This is a genomic window from Streptomyces sp. NPDC087859 (assembly GCF_044742595.1).
Taxonomy (GTDB): Bacteria; Actinomycetota; Actinomycetes; order Streptomycetales; family Streptomycetaceae; genus Streptomyces; species Streptomyces canus_F.
In genome coordinates this window covers 150,818-168,477 of the sequence record NZ_JBIUUU010000016.1, presented here as the reverse complement: position 1 = coordinate 168,477, position 17,660 = coordinate 150,818, and the positions used below count along the sequence as shown (strand labels likewise).

20 protein-coding genes are annotated in these 17,660 nt (G+C 71.8%); 11 read left to right on the top strand and 9 right to left on the bottom strand.

Translation table 11 applies throughout. The annotated features are described in order from the left end of the window. Positions 1-54: 54 nt before the first annotated feature. The gene (locus ACIOHP_RS35320) at positions 55-2,286 is read left to right on the top strand and encodes an MMPL family transporter (protein WP_401893785.1); all 2,232 of its coding nucleotides are present in this window, start codon (positions 55-57) and stop codon (positions 2,284-2,286) included. On the opposite strand, the gene ACIOHP_RS35315 is transcribed toward ACIOHP_RS35320, so the two are convergent. Beyond that, positions 2,273-3,361 (bottom strand): PP2C family protein-serine/threonine phosphatase, encoded by a 1,089-nt coding sequence (locus ACIOHP_RS35315; RefSeq protein WP_401893784.1) that lies wholly within the window; start codon positions 3,359-3,361, stop codon positions 2,273-2,275. The genes ACIOHP_RS35320 and ACIOHP_RS35315 overlap by 14 nt on opposite strands. A gap of 218 nt (positions 3,362-3,579) precedes the next feature. Here ACIOHP_RS35315 and ACIOHP_RS35310 point away from each other — a divergent pair, with 218 nt between their 5' ends. From ACIOHP_RS35310 to ACIOHP_RS35300, 3 genes are all read left to right on the top strand, one after another. Beyond that, positions 3,580-4,479 (top strand): GNAT family N-acetyltransferase, encoded by a 900-nt coding sequence (locus tag ACIOHP_RS35310; RefSeq protein ID WP_401893783.1) that lies wholly within the window; start codon positions 3,580-3,582, stop codon positions 4,477-4,479. A gap of 70 nt (positions 4,480-4,549) precedes the next feature. After that, positions 4,550-4,864: a hypothetical protein gene (locus ACIOHP_RS35305; RefSeq protein ID WP_361551705.1), complete on the top strand. Its 315-nt coding sequence runs from the start codon at positions 4,550-4,552 to the stop codon at positions 4,862-4,864. 49 nt (positions 4,865-4,913) lie between these two features. Continuing rightward, positions 4,914-5,882: a phosphotransferase enzyme family protein gene (locus ACIOHP_RS35300; RefSeq protein WP_401893781.1), complete on the top strand. Its 969-nt coding sequence runs from the start codon at positions 4,914-4,916 to the stop codon at positions 5,880-5,882. 6 nt (positions 5,883-5,888) lie between these two features. Here ACIOHP_RS35300 and ACIOHP_RS35295 read toward each other — a convergent pair whose 3' ends face one another. Next, complete coding sequence (locus ACIOHP_RS35295) at positions 5,889-6,767, bottom strand: Gfo/Idh/MocA family protein (protein WP_401893780.1); 879 nt, start codon at positions 6,765-6,767, stop codon at positions 5,889-5,891. A gap of 328 nt (positions 6,768-7,095) precedes the next feature. Here ACIOHP_RS35295 and ACIOHP_RS35290 point away from each other — a divergent pair, with 328 nt between their 5' ends. The 3 genes from ACIOHP_RS35290 (at position 7,096) to ACIOHP_RS35280 (ending at position 10,137) form a co-directional block, all read left to right on the top strand. Then, positions 7,096-7,311 (top strand): hypothetical protein, encoded by a 216-nt coding sequence (locus tag ACIOHP_RS35290; protein WP_401893897.1) that lies wholly within the window; start codon positions 7,096-7,098, stop codon positions 7,309-7,311. A gap of 124 nt (positions 7,312-7,435) precedes the next feature. Then, on the top strand, positions 7,436-8,293 hold the full coding sequence (locus tag ACIOHP_RS35285) for an aldo/keto reductase (RefSeq protein WP_401893779.1): 858 nt from the start codon (positions 7,436-7,438) through the stop codon (positions 8,291-8,293). 71 nt (positions 8,294-8,364) lie between these two features. After that, the gene (locus ACIOHP_RS35280) at positions 8,365-10,137 is read left to right on the top strand and encodes an ABC transporter ATP-binding protein (protein ID WP_401893777.1); all 1,773 of its coding nucleotides are present in this window, start codon (positions 8,365-8,367) and stop codon (positions 10,135-10,137) included. 14 nt (positions 10,138-10,151) lie between these two features. On the opposite strand, the gene ACIOHP_RS35275 is transcribed toward ACIOHP_RS35280, so the two are convergent. Then, entirely contained in the window at positions 10,152-10,484 is a 333-nt protein-coding gene (locus ACIOHP_RS35275) for a hypothetical protein (RefSeq protein WP_361551722.1), read from the bottom strand. Between the two features lie 248 nt (positions 10,485-10,732). Between ACIOHP_RS35275 and ACIOHP_RS35270 the strand changes: the two genes are divergently transcribed. Further along, positions 10,733-10,987, top strand: a complete 255-nt coding sequence (locus ACIOHP_RS35270; protein WP_361551725.1) for a DUF5133 domain-containing protein — start codon at positions 10,733-10,735, stop codon at positions 10,985-10,987. Positions 10,988-11,014: 27 nt separating this feature from the next. Here the strand turns inward: ACIOHP_RS35270 and ACIOHP_RS35265 are convergent, their stop codons facing one another. Continuing rightward, positions 11,015-11,986 carry a GlxA family transcriptional regulator gene (locus ACIOHP_RS35265; protein WP_401893776.1) on the bottom strand — a complete coding sequence of 324 codons (972 nt, stop codon included), beginning with the start codon at positions 11,984-11,986 and terminating at the stop codon, positions 11,015-11,017. A 179-nt stretch (positions 11,987-12,165) separates the two neighbouring features. On the opposite strand from ACIOHP_RS35265, the gene ACIOHP_RS35260 reads away from it, so the two are divergent. Both ACIOHP_RS35260 and ACIOHP_RS35255 read left to right on the top strand, forming a co-directional pair. Further along, positions 12,166-12,621 carry a hypothetical protein gene (locus ACIOHP_RS35260; protein WP_361551728.1) on the top strand — a complete coding sequence of 152 codons (456 nt, stop codon included), beginning with the start codon at positions 12,166-12,168 and terminating at the stop codon, positions 12,619-12,621. 102 nt (positions 12,622-12,723) lie between these two features. Beyond that, positions 12,724-12,939 (top strand): hypothetical protein, encoded by a 216-nt coding sequence (locus tag ACIOHP_RS35255; protein ID WP_046258246.1) that lies wholly within the window; start codon positions 12,724-12,726, stop codon positions 12,937-12,939. Between the two features lie 3 nt (positions 12,940-12,942). On the opposite strand, the gene tgmB is transcribed toward ACIOHP_RS35255, so the two are convergent. The 3 genes from tgmB to ACIOHP_RS35240 form a co-directional block, all read right to left on the bottom strand. Further along, complete coding sequence (tgmB, locus tag ACIOHP_RS35250; RefSeq protein WP_361551731.1) at positions 12,943-13,917, bottom strand: ATP-grasp ribosomal peptide maturase; 975 nt, start codon at positions 13,915-13,917, stop codon at positions 12,943-12,945. A 16-nt stretch (positions 13,918-13,933) separates the two neighbouring features. Further along, positions 13,934-14,125, bottom strand: a complete 192-nt coding sequence (gene tgmA, locus ACIOHP_RS35245; RefSeq protein WP_046258248.1) for a putative ATP-grasp-modified RiPP — start codon at positions 14,123-14,125, stop codon at positions 13,934-13,936. 178 nt (positions 14,126-14,303) lie between these two features. After that, complete coding sequence (locus ACIOHP_RS35240; protein ID WP_361551734.1) at positions 14,304-14,579, bottom strand: YkvA family protein; 276 nt, start codon at positions 14,577-14,579, stop codon at positions 14,304-14,306. Between the two features lie 268 nt (positions 14,580-14,847). Between ACIOHP_RS35240 and ACIOHP_RS35235 the strand changes: the two genes are divergently transcribed. Then, a complete protein-coding gene (locus ACIOHP_RS35235) occupies positions 14,848-15,876 on the top strand; it encodes a hypothetical protein (RefSeq protein WP_401893773.1) in 1,029 nt (342 codons plus the stop codon). A 65-nt stretch (positions 15,877-15,941) separates the two neighbouring features. On the opposite strand, the gene ACIOHP_RS35230 is transcribed toward ACIOHP_RS35235, so the two are convergent. Then, positions 15,942-17,003 (bottom strand): hypothetical protein, encoded by a 1,062-nt coding sequence (locus tag ACIOHP_RS35230; RefSeq protein ID WP_401893772.1) that lies wholly within the window; start codon positions 17,001-17,003, stop codon positions 15,942-15,944. 253 nt (positions 17,004-17,256) lie between these two features. Beyond that, positions 17,257-17,652: a universal stress protein gene (locus ACIOHP_RS35225; RefSeq protein ID WP_401893770.1), complete on the bottom strand. Its 396-nt coding sequence runs from the start codon at positions 17,650-17,652 to the stop codon at positions 17,257-17,259. Positions 17,653-17,660: the final 8 nt, after the last annotated feature.

Sequence of the window (17,660 nt, the reverse complement as noted above, 5' to 3'; positions counted from 1 at the left end):
TGCCGCGGAGATCGCGCGGGCGTGTAATGGGGGTACCGAACAAAGGTCCAGGACATGTCACCCACCCGAAGTACCGCAGGGGACGAAGAGGCCGCCCCCGTCGGGGCACTGCGCCGGCTGGGCCAGTGGTGTGCCCGGCACTTCGTGATCGTCATCGTCGCCTGGTTGGTCGCGCTGGTCGCCCTCCAGGTCCTGAACCGGTCCTTCGGCGGGGAGTACGAGGACAACTTCTCCCTGCCCGACGTGCAGTCCGAACAGGGCCTGGACGTCCTGAAGAAGCACGACCCGGCGGCGGGCGGTTACAGCAGCCAGATCGTCGTGCACGACGGCGACAAGGCCCTCACCTCGCTGGACTCCCAGATGTCGACGACCGTCGGCGACCTGCAGAAGCTCCCGCACGTCCTGGCCGTCCAGAACCCGCTGACCGCCACCTCCTCGGCCGTCGGACCGCTGTCCTCCGACGCGAAGACGGCGTACATCACCGTCCGCTTCGACGTACAGCCCTCCACCCTGGGCGACGACTACCTGCACGGGGTGGACACCTCGGTGCAGCCGCTGCGGTCGGCCGGCGCCGACGTCGAGTACGGCGGACCGCTCGGCGAGCTGGCGCGGCCCGCAGCCGACGACCGGGTGAGCGAGTTGATCGGTTTCGCGGTGGCGATCGTCGTCCTGCTCGTCGGCTTCGGCAGTGTGATCGCCGCGGGTCTGCCTCTGCTGACCGCGTTGATCAGTGTGATCGGCGGGCTCGCCTGCCTCGGACTGCTCGCCGCCGCGTTCACCTTCGCGACCGTCTCGCCGACCCTGGCCACGATGATCGGACTGGGCGTCGGCATCGACTACGCGCTGTTCCTGATCACCCGTCATCGCCAGCACCTGATGAACGGCGCCGACCCGGTCACCGCCGCGGGCCGGGCCACCGCGACCAGCGGTCGTGCCGTACTCGTCTCCGGCTGCACGGTCATCGTCGCGCTCGCGGGCCTGTCCGCCTCCGGTGTGGGGTTCATCGGCAAACTCGGTGTCGCCGCCGCCGTGACGGTCGTCTCCGCCGTGCTCGGCGCGCTCACCCTGGTCCCGGCCCTGCTCGGGCTGATCGGCACCCGTATCGACCGCTACCGGGTGCGCCGCCCCGTCGCCGAGACCGACGCCGGGGAAGGCGCCGAGCCGCACGGCACCTGGCACCGTTACGCGCTCCGCGTGGAACACCACCCGCTGCGCTATCTGGCCGCGGGACTGGTAACCGTCGCCGTCCTCGCCATCCCGGTGTTCTCCATCCAGCTCGGCCACATCGGCGACGGCGCCGACCCCACCTCCTTCACCGACCGGCGCGCCTACGACCTGATGACCGACGCGTTCGGCCCCGGCTCCAACGGCCCGCTCACCGTCGTCATCGACCAGACCTCCGTGCCGGACTCCGGCCGCTCCGACCTCACCTCACAGGCCCAGAAGACCCTCGACGGTGTCTCCGGCGCGGCCACCGTCACTCCGCTGACGACCACCGAGGACGGCGACGTCCTGATCGGCACGGTCTACTCGAAGACGTCCCCGCAGAGCGCCGCCACCACGGACCTGACCAACCGCCTGATCGACGACACGCTGCCCGCCGCGGTGTCCGGCACCGACGCCCAGGGCTACGTCACCGGCACGACCGCCGCCCAGGTCGACTTCCGCGACATCGTCTCCAGCCGGCTGCCCCTCATCATCGGCGTCGTGGTCGCCCTGGCCTTCCTGATCATCCTCGCGGTCTTCCGCGGGCTGCTCGTCGCGATCAAGGCGGCCGTCCTCAACGTCCTGTCGATCGCCGCTTCCTACGGGGTCGTCGTCGCCGTCTTCCAGTGGGGCTGGGGCGGCCCCGCCCTCGGAGTCTCCGGCACGGTGCCCATCGAGAGCTATGTCCCGATGATGATGTTCGCGATCATCTTCGGGCTGAGCATGGACTACGAGATCTTCCTGCTGTCCCGGGTGCACGAGGCCTGGCTGCGCACCGGGGATGCCAAGGCGTCGGTCGCCCACGCGCTGGAGATCACGGCACGGGTCATCACCTGCGCGGCACTGATCATGGTGAGCGTCTTCGCGGCGTTCATCGTCAGCGACAACATCGTGGTCAAGATGCTCGGCCTGGGACTCGCCGTGAGCGTGCTGATCGACGCGACCGTCGTCCGGCTGCTCATGGTTCCGGCGGTCATGACGCTGCTGGGCCGGCACGCCTGGTGGACCCCGAGGTGGCTGGACCGGATCCTGCCGCACATCGACGCCGAGGGGGAGCACGAACCGGTCAGACAGGGCTGAGGACGAGCATCGTCACATCGTCCAGGACGGTTCCGCCGTACCCCGTCAGGTCGCGCCACACATGCCGCACCATGACCGCGGGATCGTCATCGGCGAACCCGGTGAGCCGGTCGAGCAGCGGATAGAAGGCACCGTCGGCGCCCCTGGCCTCGGAGACCCCGTCGGACGCGAGGAAGAGCCGGTCACCGGCGCGCAACGGCACCGTGACCCCCACCGCCGGGCCGGCCCCGGACAGCCCCAGCCCCAGCGGCACACCCGCCGTCACCTCCAGCTCCGCCACCCGCCCCTCGCGCAGCAGCAGCGGCGCCGGATGCCCGCACACGACGATGCGCACGGCCCGCGCGTCGGCGGAGAACTCCAGCACCACGGCCGTGGCGAACAGCTCGGCGTGCGGCACGTCCGCGGAGTCCACCACCAGCCTGCGGTCGAGCCGGGCCGCCACCGACTCCGGGTCCGGCTCGTCCAGCACCGCCTCCCGGAACGCGCCCAGCAGCGAGGCGACGGTCGCGACGGCCGACAGCCCGTGCCCCTGCACATCGCCCATCACCGCACGCACACCGTGCGGGCCCCGCCGTACGTCGAAGAAGTCACCGCCGACGAGCGTGCCGTGCTGCGCCGCCCGGTACAGCCCCGCACATCCCACCGGCCCCACCCGCTCCGGCAGCGGCGGCACCACGGCCCGCTGGGCGGCCTCGGCCACCGCCCGTTCGGTGACCAACTGGGCGTCGCGCCTGCTCCGTACGTAGGACACCAGCACACTCAGCGCGGCGACGAAGGAGACGGTCAGCAGATCCGTGGTGCCGGGGTCGTTGAGCCGGAACGCCGGGACGACCAGCACGCTCACGACGAGGCCGCCGAGCAGCGCGGTGCCCACGGGGCCGTAGGACAGCACGGCCAGTGGCGGGATGGCTCCCAGCAGGAAGCCGATATCGAGGGGGCCGGGGCTGGCCAGGGTCACCGCGCACACCCCCGCGAGCAGGGCGGGCGGCAGCACGCGTACCCAGCCGGGCGGCGGTGCGCCGTGCAACCAGCCGCGCCGGTCCCGGCGGTCCCGTGTGACCTGCGCCTTTCCCACGCCTCTACGGTCCTCCGACCCGGTGCGCCGCGCACGCCGGGGAAATTCGCTGGACGCCGCCCGCGGGAGCCTCTAGCGTCAGCGCGTCACGCCCCGAGACCGACGGAAGGAGGCGAGTGCCGTGCAGTACACCGACATCCCGCGCTCCCTTCACGTCGCCCCCGGCGTGCGTCTCTGAGCTTCCCGGGAGCGCTCCACACAGCATCCCGGAGGAATCCATGACCGCGACGGTCATCCGCCAGCTCGACGACAGCACCGCCCATGAGTTCGACTCCCTGCCCGACCCGCTCGGTGTGCGCGCCGCGCACCCGCTGACCCGGCACCGCCCCGACTGGCAGCGCGTGGCGCTGCGCGACGGCCGGATCGTCGCCCGGGCCGCCTGGTGGGGCGGCCCCGACGACACCGAACCGCTCTGCGTCGACCGGCTCGACATGGCCGACGGTGAGACGGAGGCGGCCGCGGAACTCCTGCGCTCGGCGCCCTGGCAGGTCGACATCGACTTCAGCCTGCCGCCCGGCTGGCGCGAGAACCCGGCCCTGCGCACCGCCGTCGAGGCCCGCTTCACCGCCGCACGGGCGGCCGGGTACGCATTGTTGGTCGAACGCTTCAACTACCGCTGGACCCCCGCATGCGGGCTGCCCGAGCGGCCCGGACGTCTGGTCTTCGGCGCCGAACCCGACGACGCCGTCTTCTTCGACGCGCTGCGCCGGATCCACTCCGCCACCCTGGACGCCCACGCGCTGAAGGCCGTCCAGGAGGGCGGCGTCGACAAGGCGGCACAGGAGGAGCTCGACTTCTTCCGCTGGTGCCCGTCGCCGCGCGAGTGGTGGCAGGTCGCGCACACGCCGCAAGGAGAGCTGGCGGGGATCCACATCCCGGCCCGCAACCACCAGGCCCCGATCGTCGGCTTCATCGGCGTCGTGCCCGAACAGCGCGGACACGGCTACGCCTACGACCTTCTGACCGAGTGCACCCACCACCTCGTCGCGCAGGGCGCCGAGTTCATCGTCGCCGCGACGGACCAGGGCAACGCCCCGATGGCCGCGCACTTCGCCAAGGCCGGATACCCGGTCACGCGCGAACGCGTCAACTTCCATCTGCCGGCGGACGCGCGGTAGGCCCGGGCGCCGCTGTCAGTGCCGGATGGCAGGGTGTCCAGGAGAGTCGGCACCGGGTGACGGAGGCGTAGTGGGGTTCGACGGCGAGGTCTGGCACCTGCACAGCGGCGATGTCCCGGTCGGGGAGATCCTGATCGACGAAGGCGACTTCCCCTGGCTGTCGGGCCGCTTCACGGCCGCTCCTGCCTTCGACGCCCTGCGGGAGCTGTTCGCCCGCGAACTCGCCCTGACCGAGGACCTGGGCGAGGAATGGGAGCGGGCCTACGACGAGATCCGGAGACGCGTGTCCCTGACCTCGCCGGAAGGCCCGGTCCCCGAGTTCCTCCTGCACATCGAGGGCGACCGGGCCTGGTTCCGCTGGAGCGACAAACCCTTCGACGAGTAGGTGCCCTCCCTGCGATCTTGGGTGGTTGAGACGCATGGAGGAGAGCTGTATGCAGAGCGCCGCCGACTTGATCGCAGACACCTACGGACTGGGTGCCGGGCCCTGGACGATGACGCCGGTCACCCGCGGCGCCCTGGGGCAGATCTGGAAGCTGACCGGGAACGGCACCTCGTGGGCGGTGAAGGAACTGATCTTCGGCGGCAGCGAGGAGGAGTTCCGGTACGAGATCGCCCTGCGCGAGGCCACCGAAGGTCTGGGGATCTCCGCACCACGCCTCCTGCCCAACCGCGACGGCGCGCACGTCTCGCAGCTCGACGGTTCCGCCGTGAAGCTCTACGACTGGGTCACCGGAACCCAGGCGGACCCCGCCGACCCGGACCTCCTGAGCTGGTGCGGCCGGACCCTGGCCCTCCTCCACCGGGCGGGCCGGGGCGCGACCGGGACACCTCACGTCTGGTACGAGGAGTGCCCCCGGGACGCCGACTGGGCGGAGCTCCACAAGGAGGTCCGCCGAGCCGGGATGCCGTGGGCCGACGAGCTCGGCCGGTTCATCGACACCACGGCGCCCGAACTCGCTCGGTACGTCTCCCCGTCCGGCCCCGGTGACCTGGTGGTGTCGCATCTCGACATGCAGCCGCAGAACGTCCTGGTCGGCCCGGCCGGCCCCTCCCTCCTGGACTGGGACAACGCCGGACCCATCGCGGCGGAACGTGAACTGGCCCGTGCCCTGTACGTCTGGGCGGGCGGAAACGACTTCACCGCCGGATCCGCGCGTCGGCTCGTGCGGGCGTACGTGGACGCCGGCGGCCGTGCGACGGTCAGGAGCCTGGACGCGTTCTCGATGCTGTTCGCGACGGATCTGAACTTCGTCAAGGTGCAGGCCGAGGGCGCGATCGATCCGGACGCGACCACCGCACAACGGGAGTTCGCGAGCAAGAAGGTCGTCGACACGCTGGCGAGCCTGCCGGATCCGGCGGCCGTCTCCCGGCTGACGGAGGCGGTCGAGAGGGAGTGGTGAGCGGCGTCAGCCGCCCAGCAGGGCCTCCGCCGTCGCCAGGATCTCCGTGACCCGCAGCCCGAACGTGGCGTCGCACGGATGCGGACGGCCGCTGCGAGCGGCGGCGAGCAGCGCGTCCGCGGCCCGTTCGAGCGCGGGAACCGCGCCGTCCGGGCTGCGCGGGAGGAGCGCCACCCCGCCCTCGCCGCGCAGTTCGACCGCCGCACCCGCCGCCGCGGGCGGCGCCGTCAGGCTCAGCGTCAGCGTGCTGGACGCGCCACCGGTGTGGTGAAGGACCAGGTGCACGGTGTCCGCGGGACCGTGCGCGGCGGCGGCCACCTGCCGTACGTCGCCCAGGACCGGCAGCAGCACCGACAGGGCGTGCGGCCCGACGTCCCACAGCGCGCCCTTCTCCCGTCGCCACGGCGAGTCCCCGAACGGACTGTCCGTGGTGAACACCGCGCCGAGCCACTCGGCCCGCGCGGTGAACCAGCCCTCGACGGCGGCCTGTTCGGTGATCCACGCCTCGGTCACGCTCTGGAAGCGGGTCGTGAAGAAGACGACCGAGGCGACTCCCGCCTCCCGGACCGCCTCGACCACGGCCCGGCCCTCCTCGACCGTCGGCGCGAGCGGCTTGTCCAGCAGCAGATGGCAGCCCGCCCGCGCCGCCCGTACCGCCAGTCCGGCCTGGACGGCGGGCGGCAGCGCCACCGCGACGGCGTCCACGTCGGCGAACAGGGCGTCGACGTCGTCGTAGGCCCGTGTGCCGAAGCGGCCCGCCAACTCCTTGGCGGCCTCCGGACGGCGGCCCCACACCCCGACGAAATCCAGCTCGCGGTGTGAGCTCAGGGCGGGCGCGTGCGCCCCCTCGGCCCATGAGCCCGTGCCGAGCAGTCCGATGCGCATGGCCCCGCCTTTCCACACCCCGAAGGTCCAGCCCGAGAGTGCCACACGCACCTGAGGGCCGCGCAACCGGAATGCGGGGAAAGATCGATGACATGTCCGGGCCTGGCGCCGGAGCGTCCGGATACGTCGGAGTCGGCCCGGTTGCGAGCGGTGGCGTGGGCGGGGTCCGCCCGATGCGTGATCGGGGGAGTGGGCGTGGGTGCGGACACGGGACGGGGCAGGCGGTGACGGGCGGAGCGGCGGGAGCCCGGGCGGGACGGCCGGATCGGTCGCCGCCAACAGCTTCTCCAGCCTGATCAGTTGTCTCGGGAAGTCGCCCCTGTGGTGGATGCTGGTCACGGAGTTCGCCGCACGACGTACCGGCCTGGCGTCCTCGGACCTGCTGCCCCGGCTGATCGGGCACGCGGCGCCCGTATGCGTGACCGCGTACGAGCACTGGCTGCCGTGCGGCAGCCCGCCGCGGGTTTCGACGCGCCCGCCCTCGCCGTGCTCCGGGGCGCCGGGCAGGCGGAACGCCTCGGTGATTCAGTCCTCGCGCTGCTGAATACGTTCGCGTTCTTCTATTGGACCTGCGGGCCGAGGCGGGTTCAGGCTGGTGTGCGACCGGTGCGGTGCAACCGCTTGCCGGTGCCCAACGTCCCGCGACAGCCCGGAAGAGGTCACGAGCCATGCACACGCGACGCATCGGTGATGTCGAGGTCAGTGCGATCGGTCTGGGCGGGATGCCCATGTCGATCGAGGGGCGCCCGGACGAGGCCCGCTCGCTCGCCACGCTGCACGCCGCCCTCGACGCGGGCGTGACGCTGATCGACACCGCGGACGCCTATCACCGCGACGCCGACGAGGTCGGCCACAACGAGTCCCTGATCGCCAAGGCCCTCTCCTCCCACGACCGGGGCGCCGATGTCCTGGTCGCCACCAAGGGCGGCCATCTGCGTCCCGGTGACGGGAGCTGGACCCTGGACGGCAGCCCGCGGTACCTCAAGGAGGCCTGTGAGGCGTCCCTGCGCCGGCTGGGTGTGGAGGCCATCGGGCTCTACCAGTTCCACCGCCCCGACCCGCGCGTGCCGTACGCGGACTCGGTCGGCGCCGTGCGGGACCTGCTGGACGAGGGCAAGATCCGCCTGGCGGGCATCTCCAACGCGAACCCGGAGCAGATCCGGCAGGCCCAGGACATCCTCGGCGGACGGCTCGTCTCCGTGCAGAACCAGTTCTCCCCGGCCTTCCGCTCCAGCGAGCCCGAGCTGCGCCTGTGCGACGAACTCGGCATCGCGTTCCTGCCCTGGAGCCCTCTCGGCGGTATCTCCCGGGCCGGTGAACTGGGCTCCGCCTACGCGCCGTTCGCCCGGATCGCCGAGAAGCACGGGGTGAGCCCGCAGCGTGTGTGCCTGGCGTGGATGCTCGCCAAGTCGCCGGTCGTCGTACCGATCCCGGGCGCGAGCCGCCCGGAGACGATCCGGGACTCGGTCGCCGCGGCCGATCTGGTCCTGACGGCGGAGGAGATCGCCGTACTGGATGCGGTGTAATCCGGCACACCCCGGGCAGAAAGCGCTTGCTGAAGCCCCATGATCCGACCGCCCGGAAGGAACCGCCACCAATGGCCTCGCCGTTGGAGAGACCGCTCGACCACCGCTACCGGGGCGAGCATCCCGTCCGCACCCTTGCCTATCTGTTCCGTGCCGACCGCAGGCGCCTGGCCGCAGCGGTCGGCATCTTCACGGTCAAGCACAGCCCCGTCTGGCTGCTGCCGCTGATCACCGCGTCCATCATCGACACCGTCGTCGAGCACCGGGCGATCACCGAGCTCTGGCTCAGCACCGGGATCATCCTGCTGATCCTGCTCGTCAACTACCCCCTGCACATCCTCTACGTCCGTCTCCTGTACGGCAGCGTGCGCCGCATGGGCACCTCGCTGCGCTCCGCGCTCTGCATCCGTATGCAGCAGCTGTCCATCGGCTACCACTCCCGCGTCAGCGCCGGTGTGCTCCAGGCCAAGGTGGTGCGGGACGTGGAGACCGTGGAGCAGATGGTGCAGCAGACCGCGGAGACCGGGCTCGGGGCGGGCACCGTGCTCATCGGCGGCCTCGTCATCATCGGCGTCCGCACACCGGAGTTCCTCCCGGTCTTCCTCGTCGTCGTCCCCGCCGCCGCCCTCGTCGTGGCCCGCCTCCGCGCCCGGCTGCGCACCCACAACGAGCACTTCCGGCACGAGGTCGAGACCCTGTCCTCGCGCGTGACCGAGATGACCCGTCTCATCCCGGTCACCCGCGCCCACGGCCTGGAGGGCAAGGCGCTGCGCCGCATGGACGGCACCCTGCACCGGCTGCTCACCTCCGGGATGCGCCTCGACCTCGTCAACGGCCGCTTCGGCTCGCTGGCCTGGGTGGTGCTCAACGTCGTCGGTGTGCTGGTCCTCGCCGGTGCGGCGCTGGTGTCGTACTACGACGTCTGGGGTGTCACCGCCGGCGACGTCGTCATGCTCAGCGCCTTCCTGACCACGCTGACCAACTCCACGACCACGCTGGCGGGTCTCGCGCCGGTCATCACCAAGGGCCTGGAGTCCGTCCGCTCGGTCGGCGAGGTCCTCCAGGCGCCCGAACTGGAGGACAACGAGGGCAAGTCGGAGGTCTCCGAGGTGCGCGGGGCCGTGGCCTTCGAGCAGGTGGGCCACGTCTACGGGGACGGTGAGCGGCCCGCCGTGCACGAGTTCACCCTCTCCGTGCGGCCGGGGGAGACCATCGCCCTCGTCGGCGCGTCCGGGGCGGGCAAGTCCACCGTCCTCAACCTCGTCATCGGCTTCATCCGCCCGACCTCGGGCCGGCTGCTGCTCGACGGCACCGACATGAACACCCTCGACCTGCGCACCTACCGGCGGTTCGTCTCGGTCGTGCCGCAGGAGTCGATCCTCTTCGACGGCACCATCCGGGAGAACGTCGCCTACGGCATGGAGGACGAGGCCGACGAGAAGGCGGTGCGCGCGGCGCTGCGGGACGCCAACGCGCTGGAGTTCGTCGAGCAGTTGCCGCAGGGCCTGGACACCCTCGTCGGCGAGCGTGGCGCCCGGCTGTCCGGCGGGCAGCGCCAGCGCCTCGCCATCGCCCGCGCCCTGATCAGGAACCCCAGGGTGCTGGTCCTCGACGAGGCGACCTCCGCCCTCGACACCCGCTCCGAGGCCCTGGTGCAGCAGGCGCTCGCCCGGCTGCTGCGCGGACGGACCACGTTCGTGGTGGCGCACCGGCTGTCCACCGTGCGGGGCGCCGACCGGATCGTGGTCATGGGCGACGGCCGCGTCCAGGAGATCGGCACGCACGACGAACTCCTGCGTCGGGGAGGGGCGTACACGGCGCTGCACAGCGGGCAGGCCGCCTGACGGCACCGCACCCGTCAGGCGGCGCTGCTCCGCGGGACGCGGTGCGGGCAGGCCGCGTCGTGTTCGGTGCCGCAACTCGTCCACCAGCGTTCGCAGCACGCGGCGTCGAGCTCGATGCGCACGATGTCCTCGTCGGCATCGGAGCCGACGCTGCGCAGGCGCCGTTCGGTCGCCGGCCCACGCGGCTCGGCCTCGCGGACGACGGCGACCAGGGGGACGAGGCTCGCGGCGGCGAAGAGACCCGCGGCCCACCAGGGGCCGTGTCGGAATTCGTGGACCGTGGTCAGGGCGAGTCCGGAGCTCGTGCTGACGTAGAGCGCGCAGAGCAGGCGCTGGGGGCAGTTCATGGATGTCACCGTTCGTGCGTCCGTGCTGAGGGGCTGCCCCCTGTTCAACTGCCCGCGGCCCCGGGGGAAGCGGGTCGGCGCCGTACCCGCCGAAACGTCACTCCTGTGGGTTTCGCACCGGTGGGATTCGAGCGTCAGTCGGGTGCTCGGCGACAGGATCCCGTCAATCGCGAGCCGGAGAGCGGGAGATGTGATTGGCCTCCCCCTGCCCGGGCATACGCAGCGGAAAATCGAGAAAGGGGCTCTCCGTGCTCGTTCCGGATCCGAAGGTCGTCAGAGAGCTGCTGACGCGGTACGCATCGCTGCGGATCGCCGACGCGGAGCGGGGCAACCCCGCGACGACAAGGGAGTTGGAGGACGTCAGCTACACACTCTGCGTCATGATGGGCACCACCGGCATCCGCGACGCGGTCGCGAAGGCGGACGCTCTCCTCCTCGGCGTGGGCCCGACGGCGTCCACGGCGAAGGAACCGGCAGGACGTGGCGGCCTGTTGGCCGTGTAAGGCCTCGTCGGCACCAGGTCCGCAGGCTCAGACGTGCGCTGCCGGGGAACCCGGCCTCCCGTGGAAAGCCGAGCGATAGCCCTGCGGACTGGTGCCGACCACCCGGCGGAACCGCTCGCGGAAGGCGGTCGGTGAACCGAACCCCGCCTGCTGCGCGATCCGTTCGATCGTGTGGTCGCTGTTCTCCAGCAGATACTGGGCGCGCCGCACCCGCGCCCGCAGCAGCCACTGCAGCGGCGTGGTGCCCGTCTGCTCGCGGAACCGGCGGCTGAAGGTCCGCTCGCTCATCCCCGACCGGGACGCCAGCGCGCCCAGCGTGATCTCCCGGGCCAGATTGTCCTCGATCCACTCCAGGACCGGTTCGAGCGTCGAGCCGCGCGGCACCGGCGGATGGTCATGGACGATGAACTGGGCCTGTCCGCCTTCCCGCTCGAGAGGCATGACGGACATACGGGCGGAGTGCGCGGCGACCGCCGAGCCGAAGTCACGGCGGATCATGTGCAGACACATGTCGAGGCCCGCGGCGGCACCGGCCGAGGTGAGGATCTGTCCGTTGTCGACATAGAGCACGTCCGGCTCCACCCGTACGTCCGGAAAGCGGCGCGCCAATTCCTGCGCGGCCACCCAGTGCGTGGTGGCGCGCAGCCCGTCCAGCAGCCCGGCCTCGGCCAGCACGAAGGCACCCACGCACACCGAGGCGATCCTGGTGCCCGCCGCGGCCGCCTGGCGCAGCGCCTCCAGCACGGGCGCGGGCGTCGGTCCGGCCGCCGGGGAGCAGCCCGGCACGACGACGGTGTCCGCGTCCGCCAGCGCCTCCAGCCCGCGCTCGACGCGCAGCGAGAAGCCGCCGTCGGCCCGTACCTCCGGCGACGCGGCGCACAGCCGGATCCGGTAGGGAGAACGGCCGTCGGGCAGCCGCGTCCAGTCGAAGACCTGCATGGGCGCCGCCATGTCGAACGGCACCACCTGGTCGAGAGCCAGGATCGCCACGGTGTGCATGAACGACACGATAGGCGGATTCCCGCCAGCGCCATCATGCGGGGTCAAGCCAAGAGCAACCAGGTAGCAGGGGTTGGCGGGAATCCGTTGCAAGCTGTCGTTTCAGCCTCTGGGCGCTCCGGCACGGAGATCCCTAGCGTGGGCGGCCGAACACCTCCGAACCACCCTGGACGCCACCCATGACGAAGTTCCTGCTGTCCCTCCATGTCCTGGCCGCCATCGTCGCCATCGGCCCCGTGACCGTCGCGGCCAGCATGTTCCCTCCCGCCGTGCGCCGCGCGGACCCCTCCGGGACAGCGGTGGACACCGTCGCCCTGCTGCACCGCATCTGCCGGGTCTACGCCCGCTTCGGCGTGGCCGTGCCCCTGTTCGGCCTCGCCACCGCCCTCGCGATGGGTGTCCTGGGTGATGCCTGGCTCATCACCTCCATCACCCTGACCGCCCTGGCCGCCGGCGTCCTGGTCGCCTTCGTGCTGCCCCGTCAGGAGGAACTTCTCGAAGAGCTGGGCGCCCGACAGACGGTCGAGCGCGCCCACACCGTCCAACTCGCCATGTTCACCGGGATCTTCAACCTGCTGTGGGCCACGGTCACCGTTCTGATGATCGTCCGCCCCGGTTCCACGACGGGCGCCTGAGTCAAGTCGAACGGTGGAATTCACCCCGCAGGGTGCAAGGGCGCCTAGACTCGGCAGCTGCGCCCATACCTATGGGCCGTGACACGAAAGGCACGTTGACGGGTGTTCCAGGATTCCCCCATCTATGACCGGCTCATCGCGGAGCGCGGTGACGTTCCCACTCAGGTTCGCAGGGAGGCCGAGCGAGTCAGCAGGGAACTGGAGTTCGTCATGCAGCCCCTCCGCTCCATGGACCGCTCCCACTACGGAGAACTGCCCTCCGCGCCGCCCGCGCCGCAGTGGCAGCGGGCGGCCCTGCCCGGACCCGGGCAGAGGTGAGGCTCAGGGGACCACGGTGTCCCTGCCCTTGACGAGCCCCGCACCGTCCGGCACGGGCCGGGCCAGCCACTCGGCGATCGAGCGCGCGATCGGCTGACCCGTCTCCACCTCGACGAAGCCGAACTGCCCCGACTGATTGCACTCCAGGAACCACCACGTCCCGTCGGCGTCCTCGGCGAAATCGAAGGCGCCGTAAGCCAGTTCGGCGTCGCGCATGTACGCGCGCACCGCTTCGGCGACCCGCGGCGGCACGTCGGTGGGGCGCCACGGAGAGGCGGGGGAGGCGAAACGGACGTCCACCTCGTCGTCCTCCGCGGTCGTCTTGCGCGCGGCCAGCATCCGGTCGCCCACCACCGTGAGCCGTATGTCCGCCCGTTTGGCGACCCGCCGCTGCAGCAGCGTGGGGCCGAACGCGACGGCGGCGAAGTCCGTGTCGGGCGTGACCCGGCTGGTCGGCACCGCCCTCGGCGGGTCCTGCGGATGCGCCCCGGAGACCGGTTTGACCACCAGGTCCGGATAGCGCGCGGAGAACTCGCGGGCGGCCTGCGGAAAGGTCGTGATCAGCGTGGCCGGCACGGGCAGCCCGCAGCGCTGGGCGTGCCGCAGCTGCCAGGGCTTGTGCCGGGCCCGGCGGGAGGCGTCGGGGTGGTTCATCCAGCGCGCGTCCGAACTGCGGAGCATCCCGTACAGCGCCTGCGACGACTCCTCGGTCAGCCACCCTGACGGCTCGGCCGCCCGGGCGGCCGCGGTGCCCGGCCGGCGCACCCAGACGGACCGCAGCCCGTTGATGCTCACCAGCCGGCCCCCCGACGACAGATGGCCCCGGAAGGCGCCGTGCACGTACTCGCCCGACAGCGACACCCCCTCGGTGAGGTCGGCGGGGTCGAGGCGGACCACCGGAACGCCTGTCGTATGGAGGTGGACGACCACCATGTCGGCGGTGACGTCCGCTTCACAGGTCAGGATCAACACGGTCATCAGTGTCTGCCCGTGTTCAGTCGTCGAAGTGCGTCTTCGACCCCGCCGTTGAGGTCGTGGTCCCGAACTCTCTCAGCAGCGCGTGGTCGTGGGCGGCGATCCGCCCGTCCGAGAGCACGTTCAACTGCAGTCCGGTGTCGTAGGCGTACGGAGCGGTGACCTCCGACTCCGCTGCCGGACGTGCGTAGTTGAGCGCGAACGGTTGCATCGTCTCTCCCTCGTGGGTCCTGCGCCGATCCAGCGATGGTCACCTTGCGCCGTCGCTCGGGCCGCCGACTCCCGTCGGCTTCCTGAGACTTATACGAATCGAACGGGTGATTGGTTTCCTTACGCTGCGTAGTTGTTGGCGGTTTCTGCTCCGGACATTGGGGGAGACGTGGGTGAACTCAGGCAGGTTCACTGCCCGAGTGCCTGCGCATCGTGCGCAACGCGAGCAGCAGGACGCCGATGTCGTCGAGGTACACGGGGTCGGGCACCAGATCGGCCGGCAGGAAGAAGTACGCGAGAGCCCCCCAGAAGACCCAGCGCGGGCCGGTCGGGAGTCCGGCCTGCCGCAGCCCCCGCCGGGCCCGGACCAGTCGTACGAACACCGCGACGGCAATGGCGAGGACGGCCGCCGCGAGGAGTACGGCGACAGCGATCCATCGGGTGGTGATGTCCAACGGGCCCTCCTCGTTCCGGGGCGCCCCGTGAAGCGCGCGCGAATTATCGGATTCCCGCTCGGGGCGCCGGTATTGCCTGCCAGGGCCAAACCGGTGCACCCGAACACCAGTGGGGGTGGCGGGGTGGGGGCGCCGAAGCGGGAGTCATACCTGTGGCGCACCCGAGTGGCGCCCCGGGCGCGGACGCCCGGTAATGGTCACCGTAAGGTCGCGTGTCGCGTGTCGGGGACGCAACAGCGGCCGTATCCCCTCGCTTGGAGAAACGCGCATGACCAGTCCCTCGTCAATCCCGCAGTCGAACGATCCCGCCATACCCGCGACGGAGATCACCGGCTCCCTGAGCCCTGCGCCCGTTGCCGTCGGGGGGCGTGGTTCGACCTACGGCGATCCGGTGGACGGCCTGGTGCGTGCCGCCGTGGCCGACCGGCCGCTGGAAGAAGTGGCGCAGCTCATCACGCTGCTCGAACAGTCTCCCCTGTACGCACGGGCCACGGTCGACGCGCTCCGAGCGGTCGGTGTCACCCGGTCCGTGGACGACGTCACCCGGCTGGTCGTCCTGCTCACCCGGCCGCCGCGGGACGTGGCGAGCGCGGACGAGGCGATCCGCGCCGCGGCCGAGACCCGCCCGGTCGAGGACGTGACCCGGCTGATGGCCCTGCTGCAACAGGCACCGCTCGAGCCGCACTGCGGGCAGGAGGCGGTCAGGGCGGCCGCTACCGGCCGGTCCGTCGAGGAACTCGTGGAGCTGATCGGCCGGCTGGCCGAGGAGCGCAAGGGAGCCCCTCCGCCGAAGACCACGGAAGCGTCGGCGGACCACGTGGACGAAGTGGACGACGCCGGCCGGCACCGGGACCCGGCGGCCGGCCCCGGCCTCGTGCGCCGCCGTCCCGCCCGGCCTCCTGTCTGGCCCGCCGGCCTCACCGCGGTGGCCCTTTTCCTCTGCGCCGTCGCCCATTTCCCGCTGCACCAGGACGGGGTGTCCCTGCGCCGCTACGGCCTCGTCCTCGGCCTGGCCGGGCTGTGCCTGCTGCTCGGTCTGCTGGTGGCCGTGCGTCCGGCGGTGCCGGTGCTGGCCGCGGCGGTCCTGGTGCCGGCGGCCCTGGCGGCGGCCCAGCTGTACGCGAGCCGCTTCGACTCGGGCCGGCTGTCGGCGGCCCTCGATCTCACGCTCGCGCCGGCCTGGGTCGCCGGCCTCGCCGCGGTCTGCGCGGCACTCGCGGCACTGGCCGCCCTGGTCGTCCGGCTGGCCTCGCACACACCGGGGCGGAGCGCGGCGGACCGCCTGCTGGCGGAGTGATCGCGCGGCGGGCGCCGCGGCCGACGGCGACCAGGACGCCGTCGTGACCGCAGCGCCCGCGGCAGCTATCCGGCGCCGTTCTCGTCCCGCGGGGGCCGGCGAGGCTTGAAGCGCTCCAGGGTCCGGGTCAGCTGCTGCAGCGGCGAGCCAGGCTGTTCGGCGGGCGGTCTCGGCGCCTCGGCGCCCGCCTCACGGTAGGCGGCCAGCGCCTCGTTGGCGCGCTCGGCGGCCTCCCGGTACAGGTCGCGGGAGTTCGTCATCGCCTCGAGCGCCTCGGCGTACATGGCGACGAGCTCGCGCTGGCGGACCAGCTCCTCCTCGGCGGTCGTCAGCCGCCACTGCTCGCGCAGCGCGGTCAGTGCCTCCTCGGCGCCCTCCGGCAGCGGCCTCGGCAGCCCGGCGAAGCGGGTCACGGCGTCGATGAGTTCCGTGGGCGGGGTGCCGTCCAGGAAGACACTGCGTACGGAGAAGGCGTCGGCGTCGGTGTCGCGGTCGAGCGGCAGCGGGGACAGTACGACGGCTCCGCCGCGCGGGACCTGGACGTCGAACTCCTTCAGTGCCCAGTTGACGGCCCGCAGCTGATGCGGCGCGGCCCGGTGCTCCACCACGCGATGACGCAGGCTCGCCGGCAGATGCCCGGTCAGCGGCCGGCGGCCACGCTCGTCGGGGGTCATGGCCTCGTGGACGACGATGTGCAGCGCCCAGGAGTCGCGCACGCAGTCCCGCAGCAGTCGCCGCAGCTCCTTGTCGTCCTCGGGCAGCCGGTTGACGTCACGGAAGCGCAGTCCGGCGACGGTGTCGTGGTCCCAGCCCGCGTCCGGGTCCAGCGGCCAGAACATGCCGACCGGAGAGGCCCACGTCGCCTTCCACGGCTGTTCCGCCTCCGCGACCAGGACCCACTCCTCGCCGGACCCGAGCGTCAGCCGGGCCCGTACGGTCACCTCGCCGTCGACCCGCCAGCGGGCCTCGAAGACCTGTTCCTCCTTGAGCTCCAGGAAGTCGTCGACGACAGCGCCGTCCTTGAGCTGGCGGAGGTTCACGCGGAGCACGTCCGCGGCGGCGGATCCGACGTGGCGGCCGCGGGCCGGCCACACGGTGGGGGGAAGGGCTGCGGGGGAGGTCTGCATGAGTCCATCTGTGGGGCGGGGTTCCGTGCGGCTCCCAGTATCGTCACCGCCGGACCGCGCCGGTCGGGCGGGGTCGGTATCCCGCCACCGCCCCGGTGCGAACCGCGCACCCGGGGTGTGCGCGATCCACTTCGCGTGCCCACGGTTCACCCATGTCCGCGGTGCGATCCGCGCACCACAATGTCCGGGACGAACAGGGTCCGCCCACCATCCGCATTGGGGCGGGCCCTGTTCGCACCGACGTGCGCGACGGCTACACCGCGGCCTTCACGGCGAGGACCGGGCAGCCGGTTCCGAGCAGGATCTGCTGTGCGGCCGAGCCCGTGATCAGCTTGCCGACCGCGCTGCGCCGCCGCAGCCCGATCACCACCAGGGACACGTCCGCCTGCTCCGCCAGCTCGATGATCTCCTCGGCGGCGTCGCTCCCGCCGAGCACCTGACGGATGTCGAACTCGACGCCGAGCGCGGCGAGATCCTCCCGGACATGGGCCAGATCCGGCTCCTGCGCGAACCGCGGGTCCACATAGGCGTCCCCGCGCGAGGTGTTCACCACCATCAGCTTCTCGCCGCGCAGCCGGGCCTCGTCGATCCCTGCCCGTAGCGCGGCCTCACCCTCGGGTGAGGGTACGTATCCGACCAGTACGGTCATGTCTGCTC

Excerpts from the sequence above, each read along its gene's own strand:
- ACIOHP_RS35290 (WP_401893897.1), top strand. The coding sequence starts at position 7,096 with ATGCTGGTCACGGAGTTCGCCGCACGACGTACCGGCCTGGCGTCCTCG.
- ACIOHP_RS35265 (WP_401893776.1), bottom strand. The coding sequence starts at position 11,986 with ATGCACACCGTGGCGATCCTGGCTCTCGACCAGGTGGTGCCGTTCGAC.
- ACIOHP_RS35275 (WP_361551722.1), bottom strand. The coding sequence starts at position 10,484 with ATGAACTGCCCCCAGCGCCTGCTCTGCGCGCTCTACGTCAGCACGAGC.
- ACIOHP_RS35310 (WP_401893783.1), top strand. The coding sequence starts at position 3,580 with ATGACCGCGACGGTCATCCGCCAGCTCGACGACAGCACCGCCCATGAG.
- ACIOHP_RS35230 (WP_401893772.1), bottom strand. The coding sequence starts at position 17,003 with ATGCAGACCTCCCCCGCAGCCCTTCCCCCCACCGTGTGGCCGGCCCGC.
- ACIOHP_RS35285 (WP_401893779.1), top strand. The coding sequence starts at position 7,436 with ATGCACACGCGACGCATCGGTGATGTCGAGGTCAGTGCGATCGGTCTG.
- ACIOHP_RS35295 (WP_401893780.1), bottom strand. The coding sequence starts at position 6,767 with ATGCGCATCGGACTGCTCGGCACGGGCTCATGGGCCGAGGGGGCGCAC.
- ACIOHP_RS35225 (WP_401893770.1), bottom strand. The coding sequence starts at position 17,652 with ATGACCGTACTGGTCGGATACGTACCCTCACCCGAGGGTGAGGCCGCG.
- ACIOHP_RS35300 (WP_401893781.1), top strand. The coding sequence starts at position 4,914 with ATGCAGAGCGCCGCCGACTTGATCGCAGACACCTACGGACTGGGTGCC.
- ACIOHP_RS35235 (WP_401893773.1), top strand. The coding sequence starts at position 14,848 with ATGACCAGTCCCTCGTCAATCCCGCAGTCGAACGATCCCGCCATACCC.
- ACIOHP_RS35260 (WP_361551728.1), top strand. The coding sequence starts at position 12,166 with ATGACGAAGTTCCTGCTGTCCCTCCATGTCCTGGCCGCCATCGTCGCC.
- tgmB (WP_361551731.1), bottom strand. The coding sequence starts at position 13,917 with ATGACCGTGTTGATCCTGACCTGTGAAGCGGACGTCACCGCCGACATG.
- ACIOHP_RS35320 (WP_401893785.1), top strand. The coding sequence starts at position 55 with ATGTCACCCACCCGAAGTACCGCAGGGGACGAAGAGGCCGCCCCCGTC.
- tgmA (WP_046258248.1), bottom strand. The coding sequence starts at position 14,125 with ATGCAACCGTTCGCGCTCAACTACGCACGTCCGGCAGCGGAGTCGGAG.
- ACIOHP_RS35280 (WP_401893777.1), top strand. The coding sequence starts at position 8,365 with ATGGCCTCGCCGTTGGAGAGACCGCTCGACCACCGCTACCGGGGCGAG.